The organism is Streptomyces sp. CO7 (assembly GCF_053474865.1).
Window position 1 is genome coordinate 148,066 of the sequence record NZ_JBRIOU010000001.1, and the last position, 6,155, is coordinate 154,220.

General features: G+C 73.0%; 6 protein-coding genes and 1 pseudogene. 6 read left to right on the top strand and 1 reads right to left on the bottom strand.

Translation table 11 applies throughout. The features are described from left to right. Positions 1-103 precede the first annotated feature (103 nt). The 3 genes from ACOV8S_RS00675 to ACOV8S_RS00685 all read left to right on the top strand — a co-directional run bounded on the left by ACOV8S_RS00675 (position 104) and on the right by ACOV8S_RS00685 (position 3,721). On the top strand, positions 104-1,819 hold the full coding sequence (locus ACOV8S_RS00675; protein WP_448315272.1) for a dolichyl-phosphate-mannose--protein mannosyltransferase: 1,716 nt from the start codon (positions 104-106) through the stop codon (positions 1,817-1,819). Between the two features lie 76 nt (positions 1,820-1,895). Continuing rightward, positions 1,896-2,816, top strand: coding sequence for a 16S rRNA (adenine(1518)-N(6)/adenine(1519)-N(6))-dimethyltransferase RsmA (rsmA, locus tag ACOV8S_RS00680; protein WP_448315274.1), 921 nt, complete (start codon positions 1,896-1,898; stop codon positions 2,814-2,816). Continuing rightward, on the top strand, positions 2,813-3,721 hold the full coding sequence (locus ACOV8S_RS00685; protein WP_448315276.1) for a 4-(cytidine 5'-diphospho)-2-C-methyl-D-erythritol kinase: 909 nt from the start codon (positions 2,813-2,815) through the stop codon (positions 3,719-3,721). The genes rsmA and ACOV8S_RS00685 overlap by 4 nt, the downstream gene beginning before the upstream one ends. A gap of 10 nt (positions 3,722-3,731) precedes the next feature. Here ACOV8S_RS00685 and ACOV8S_RS00690 read toward each other — a convergent pair whose 3' ends face one another. Beyond that, positions 3,732-4,340 carry a Uma2 family endonuclease gene (locus tag ACOV8S_RS00690; RefSeq protein WP_448315278.1) on the bottom strand — a complete coding sequence of 203 codons (609 nt, stop codon included), beginning with the start codon at positions 4,338-4,340 and terminating at the stop codon, positions 3,732-3,734. A 168-nt stretch (positions 4,341-4,508) separates the two neighbouring features. Between ACOV8S_RS00690 and ACOV8S_RS00695 the strand changes: the two genes are divergently transcribed. The 3 genes and pseudogenes from ACOV8S_RS00695 to ACOV8S_RS00705 all read left to right on the top strand — a co-directional run. Continuing rightward, entirely contained in the window at positions 4,509-4,817 is a 309-nt protein-coding gene (locus ACOV8S_RS00695; protein ID WP_448315280.1) for a hypothetical protein, read from the top strand. 65 nt (positions 4,818-4,882) lie between these two features. Further along, positions 4,883-5,758 carry a TatD family hydrolase gene (locus ACOV8S_RS00700; RefSeq protein WP_448315282.1) on the top strand — a complete coding sequence of 292 codons (876 nt, stop codon included), beginning with the start codon at positions 4,883-4,885 and terminating at the stop codon, positions 5,756-5,758. A gap of 136 nt (positions 5,759-5,894) precedes the next feature. Beyond that, positions 5,895-6,155, top strand: a pseudogene (locus ACOV8S_RS00705) (penicillin-binding transpeptidase domain-containing protein); the annotation flags it as partial.

A 6,155-nucleotide genomic window follows, 5' to 3' on the forward strand; every position in this document is an offset into this window, starting at 1 on the left:
AGGCGGCGGAGGAAGGCGGCACGGAAGACGTATCGGTCACCATTCCATCGTCGCAGCCGTCCAACACTGCCCCACGCGCCGCCCTGTTCCCTACGATGGCGCGGTGACCAGTACCCCGACCGACACGGATCCCCGGCCGGCCCCGCCGCTGCTCCTGAAGGAGGCGGCGGCGCCGCCTCCGGACGACGTCCGCAGCCGGCTGGTGCCCCCGTTCATGTCGCCCGGACCGCGCCTGTGGGAGACGCTGCGGATCCCGCCCGCCCTGGGCGACGTCCTGGCCCGCTGGAACGGGTGGGTGGGGCCGCTGCTGGTGACCCTGGTCGCCGGTCTCCTGCGCTTCCGGGACCTCGGCAGCCCCCGGGCGGTGATGTTCGACGAGACGTACTACGCGAAGGACGCGTGGGCGCTGGTCCACCGGGGCTTCGAGCTGAGCTGGCCCAAGGACGTCGACAAGCAGATCATCGAGCGGTTCGGGGACGTGCCGCTGCCGACCGACGCGGCCTACGTGGTGCATCCGCCGGTCGGCAAGTACGTCATCGGGCTGGGCGAGCTGATGTGGGGGCTTAACCCGTTCGGCTGGCGGTTCATGACGGCGGTGCTCGGCACCGTGTCGGTGCTGCTGGTGTGCCGGATCGGCCGCCGGATGTTCCGCTCGACGTTCCTGGGGTGCCTGGCCGGTCTGCTGCTGGCGGTGGACGGCCTGCACTTCGTGATGAGCCGGACCGCGCTGCTGGACGGCGTGCTGATGTTCTTCGTGGTGGCCGCGTTCGGCTGCCTGGTGGTCGACCGGGACCGGGCGCGGGCCAGGCTGGCGGCGGCGCTGCCGGTGGACGGGAGCGGCCGGGTGCGTCCCGACGCGGAGATCGCGCGGACGCTGCGGCTCGGGGCGCGGCCCTGGCGGTGGGCGGCCGGTCTGATGATGGGCCTGGCGATCGGTACCAAGTGGAGCGGCCTGCCGGTGCTCGCGGCGTTCGGTCTGCTGACCGTGCTGTGGGACGTGGGCGCCCGCCGCACGGCCGGGGCCCGGCACCCGCACCTGGCGGTGCTGCAGCGGGACGTGCTCCCGGCGTTCCTCACGACGGTGCCGGTCGCGGTCGTCACCTACCTGGCGTCGTGGACGGGCTGGATCCTCTCCCCCGACGACGGCACCGGCGGCTACTACCGCAACTGGGCGCTGACCGAGGGCAAGGGCCGCAGCTGGGGCTTCCTGGAGCAGCACCTGGACTGGCTGCCGAGCCTGTGGCACTACGAGACGCAGGTGTGGAAGTTCCACGTGGAGCTGACCTCGCCGCACACCTACGAGTCCAACCCGTGGTCGTGGCTGGTGATGGGCCGCCCGGTCTCCTACTTCTACGAGTCGCCCGGTCCCGGCCAGGACGGCTGTCCGGTCGACGTGGTGGACAAGTGCTCCCGCGAGGTGCTGGCCATCGGCACCCCGATGCTGTGGTGGGCGGGCTGCCTGGCGCTGCTGTACGTGCTGTGGCGCTGGGCGCTGCGCCGCGACTGGCGGGCCGGCGGCATCCTGTGCGGCGTCGCGGCGGGCTACCTGCCGTGGTTCATGTACCAGGAGCGCACGATCTTCCTGTTCTACGCGGTGGTCTTCGTGCCGTTCCTCTGCCTGGCGCTGGCGATGACGGCGGGGGCGCTGCTGGGGCGGCCGGACGCCGGGGAGACGCGGCGGGTCGCGGGCATCTCCGGGCTGGGGCTGCTGGTGCTGCTGGTGCTGTGGAACTTCGTGCACTTCCTGCCGATCCTCACCGGCGAACCGATCCCGCTGGAGGAGTGGCAGACCCGGATGTGGCTGGACACCTGGGTGTGACGGCGCCCCGCCCCCGAGGGCCCGTCCAGGGCGGCTGCGGCGGGAGGGGCGGCCGGGGCAACGTACGCTGGTTGCCGTGACCAGCCCCACTCCCGCCGACGCCCTTCTCGGTCCCGCCGACGTACGCGAACTCGCCGCCGCCCTCGGGGTCCGCCCCACCAAGCAGCGCGGTCAGAACTTCGTGATCGACGCCAACACCGTGCGCCGCATCGTGCGCACCGCCGAGGTCCGCCCCGAGGACACCGTGGTGGAGGTCGGCCCCGGCCTGGGCTCGCTGACGCTGGCCCTGCTGGAGGTGGCCGACCGGGTCACCGCCGTGGAGATCGACGACGTGCTGGCCTCCGCGCTGCCCGCGACGATCGCCGCGCGGATGCCGGAGCGCGCCGAGCGGTTCGCGCTGGTGCACTGCGACGCGATGCAGGTGCGCGAGCTGCCCGGCCCGGCCCCGACGGCGCTGGTGGCGAACCTGCCGTACAACGTGGCGGTGCCGGTGCTGCTGCACATGCTGGAGACGTTCCCCGGCATCGAGCGCACGCTGGTGATGGTGCAGGCCGAGGTCGCCGACCGGCTGGCCGCGGGCCCGGGCAACAAGGTCTACGGCGTGCCGTCGGTGAAGGCCAACTGGTACGCCGAGGTGAAGCGCGCGGGGTCGATCGGGCGGAACGTGTTCTGGCCCGCCCCCAACGTGGACAGCGGCCTGGTCTCGCTGGTCCGCCGCACCGAGCCGATCGCCACCTCCGCGACCCGGCAGGAGGTGTTCGCGGTGGTCGACGCCGCGTTCGCGCAGCGCCGCAAGACGCTGCGGGCGGCGCTGGCCGGATGGGCCGGGTCGGCCGCCGCCGCGGAGGCCGCGCTGGTCGCCGCCGGGGTGTCGCCGCAGGCCCGCGGCGAGGCTCTCACCGTGCACGAGTTCGCGCGCATCGCCGAGAACCGCGGCGCCGCGGCCGGTGCCACCGCGGCCGGCGACACCGCCGAGCGGAAGGACTCCGAGGCGTGAGCAGGAGCGTCACCGTCCGCGTCCCCGCCAAGGTCAACGTCCAGCTCGCGGTGGGCGCGGCGCGGCCGGACGGGTTCCATCCGCTGGCCAACGTCTTCCTCGCCGTCGGGCTGTACGACCGGGTGACGGTCACGCCCGCCGACGAACTCCGCGTCACCTGCTCCGGGCCGGACGCGGACCAGGTGCCGCTGGACGCCACCAACCTGGCGGCCCGCGCGGCGGCGGCGCTGGCCGCGCGCCGCGGCCGCACCGGCCGGGACGCGGCCGTGCACGTCCACATCGACAAGGACATCCCGGTGGCCGGCGGCATGGCCGGCGGCAGCGCGGACGGCGCGGGCACGCTGCTCGCCTGCGACGCGCTGTGGGAGGCCGGAGCCTCCCGCGAGGAGCTGCTGGAGATCTGCGCGGAGCTCGGCAGCGACGTGCCGTTCTCCCTGGTGGGCGGGGCCGCGCTGGGTGTCGGCCGCGGCGAGCTGCTGACGCCGCTGGAGGTGGGCGGCGACTTCCACTGGGTGTTCGCGATGGCGACCCGGGGCCTGTCGACGCCCGCCGTGTTCCGGGAGTTCGACCGTCTCACCGAGGACGTCGCCGTCCCCGAGCCGGTGGCGAGCGAGCCGTTGTTGGCGGCCCTGGCCAAGGGCGACGTGGACGCGCTGGCGGGGGCGGTCGTCAACGACCTGCAGCCGGCCGCGCTGTCCCTCTTCCCGGAGCTGGACCGCACCCTTCAGGCGGGGCGCGAGGCCGGAGCGGCCGCCGCCCTGGTGTCGGGCTCCGGCCCCACCACCGCCTACCTGGCCCGCGACGCCGCCTCGGCCGCCCGGATCGCCGACGCCCTCGCCGCCTCCGGCACCTGCCGCACCGTCCGCGTCGCGACCTCACCCGCGCCGGGGGCGACGGTTCTCTGAGGAGTCAGGGTCAGAGCTGGTCGACCGCCGTCAGGTCGACGGTGATGTCGTACGGCTCGTTCACCTTGAGCTGGTCACGGTGCATACCGGTGTGCACGTACGCCTTGGTGAGCGGGTCGAGGGTGTAGGTGTGCACCACGGGGTGGGTGGTGTCGCCGTTCCGCTCGACCCGCCAGAAGTGCGGGATGCCGGCTGCGGCGTACTTGTGCGGCTTGGTCGTCCGGTCCCGGGACTCGGAGTCCGGAGAGACGACCTCGACGGCCAGCAGGACGTCGGCTGCCTCGTAACGGGTCTGATCAGGCCCGGAGATCGCCTCGGCCCGGACCACGCTGAGGTCCGGCTCGGGAGCATTCCGGGCATCGAGGACGATCGTCATCTCCCTGCGCACCCGCAGTTCCGACGGCAACGTGTTGCGCAGCGCACCGACCAGCAGGTCGATCACAGTGCTGTGGAAATCGCGTTGCGGACTCACGAAGACCAGACTCCCGTCGATCAGCTCGGTGTGCGGCGGGAGATCCGGCAGCGCGAACAGATCGTCCACGGTCCAGCCGTCCTGCGGCGGCACCGGCCAGTGAGCCTGCTGCTCCACGGGCTTGGCGGCGGTCATGGTTCCTCCCATGGACGGCATCCTGCGGGCTGCGCCTCCACCGTAGCCGCCGATCCGCGATCACGTCATCACAACAAGTGATGAACCCTCGGAAGTCGTCACCCCCCGTCACATGCCGCACGTCCGGGCCGGCGGGCATAGCCTGGTAGAGGACATGCCGAGGCTGCGGAAGGAGCCGGCATGAGCATCTCCGAACCTGAACGCGCGCACGAGGCCTACTCCTTCGCCTGCATGCGGTGCGGGTACGGCTGGGAGCAGGACTACGAGATCCAGCACCGTCTGCGCTCCGACGGCACCGCGTTCGTGACCTACCGGACCGGCGGGGAGTCGGTGCCCTCGCCGTTGTCCAGGCCGACCTGCCTGAACTGCGGAAGTCACGTCGTGCGGATCATGCGGCCAGGGCAGGTGCACCTGTTCCAGGAGCTGCTGGCGGGTTCGCACCGCGAGCCGGCCCACGGGCACCACTGGTGGCACCGGTCGGCGTCCTGAGCCCACCGGGGTCCGCCTGAGCCCGCGGTGCCGCGCCGTCCGTCGGCGTTCGTAGGATCGGTCGTATGCCGTCGAAGAACAACGCCGAAGCCCCGCCGCCGCCCGAGCCGCTGCGGGTCCCGGTCGCCGACTCGCACACCCATCTGGACATGCAGTCCGGCACCGTCGAGGAGGCCCTGGCCGCCGCGGCCGCCGTCGGGGTGAGCACGCTGGTGCAGGTCGGGTGCGACCTGAAGGGCTCGCGCTGGGCCGCCGAGACCGCCGCCGCGCACGCGGAGATCCACGCGGCGGTCGCCCTGCACCCCAACGAGGCGCCGCGGATCGTATTGGGCGACCCGGACGGCTGGTCCCGGCAGGGCGCCCGGGTGCCGGGCGGGGAGGCGGCGCTGGACGAGCAGCTCGCGGAGATCGACGCACTGGCCGCGCTGCAGCAGGTCAAGGGCGTCGGCGAGACCGGTCTGGACTACTTCCGCACCGGCGACGAGGGCCGCGCGGCGCAGGAGCGATCGTTCCGCGCCCACATCGAGATCGCCAAGCGGCACGGCAAGGCACTGGTCATCCACGACCGGGACGCGCACGAGGACGTGCTGCGGGTGCTGAAGGAGGAGGGCGCCCCGGAGCGGACCGTCTTCCACTGCTACTCGGGCGACGCGGAGATGGCGGAGATCTGTGCCCGCGAGGGCTACTACATGTCCTTCGCCGGCAACGTCACCTTCAAGAACGCCCAGAACCTGCGGGACGCGGTCGCCGTCGCCCCCGCGGAGCTCCTGCTGGTCGAGACCGACGCGCCCTTCCTGACCCCGGCGCCGTGGCGGGGCCGGCCCAACGCGCCCTACCTGATCCCGGTCACCGTCCGGGCGATGGCGCAGGTGCGGGACATGCCCGAGGACGCGCTCTGCGAGGCGATCGCCGCCAACACCGCACGCGCCTTCGGTTCCTGAGGCCCCCACCGGGCCGGGAGCAGCCGGAAACTGAGCGACTGCTCAAATTCTCGGCCTCGGAGGGCAACCGTCCCACGGACCCCAGGCGTCTATGTACATGCCAACGATCACGTGGGCACCTGGGGAGGGGACGCGGATGCGCAGGGGAGCGAAGGCCGCCGTGGTGGGCACGGCGTGTGCCGTGCTGCTGGGCGGGGCCGGATACGGGGCGTACAACATCCTGTCGGCCTTCGGCGGGGACGACGGGATCGGCGTGATGGCGGCCGGTCCCGACGACCCGCTGGAGGCGGAGGACGTCGAGGAGGCGTCGTCCGCGTTCTTCAGCGCCTGGGAGAAGGGCGACGGACACGCCGCGGCCGCCGTCACCAACGACGAGGCGTCGGCGGGCGCCCTGCTG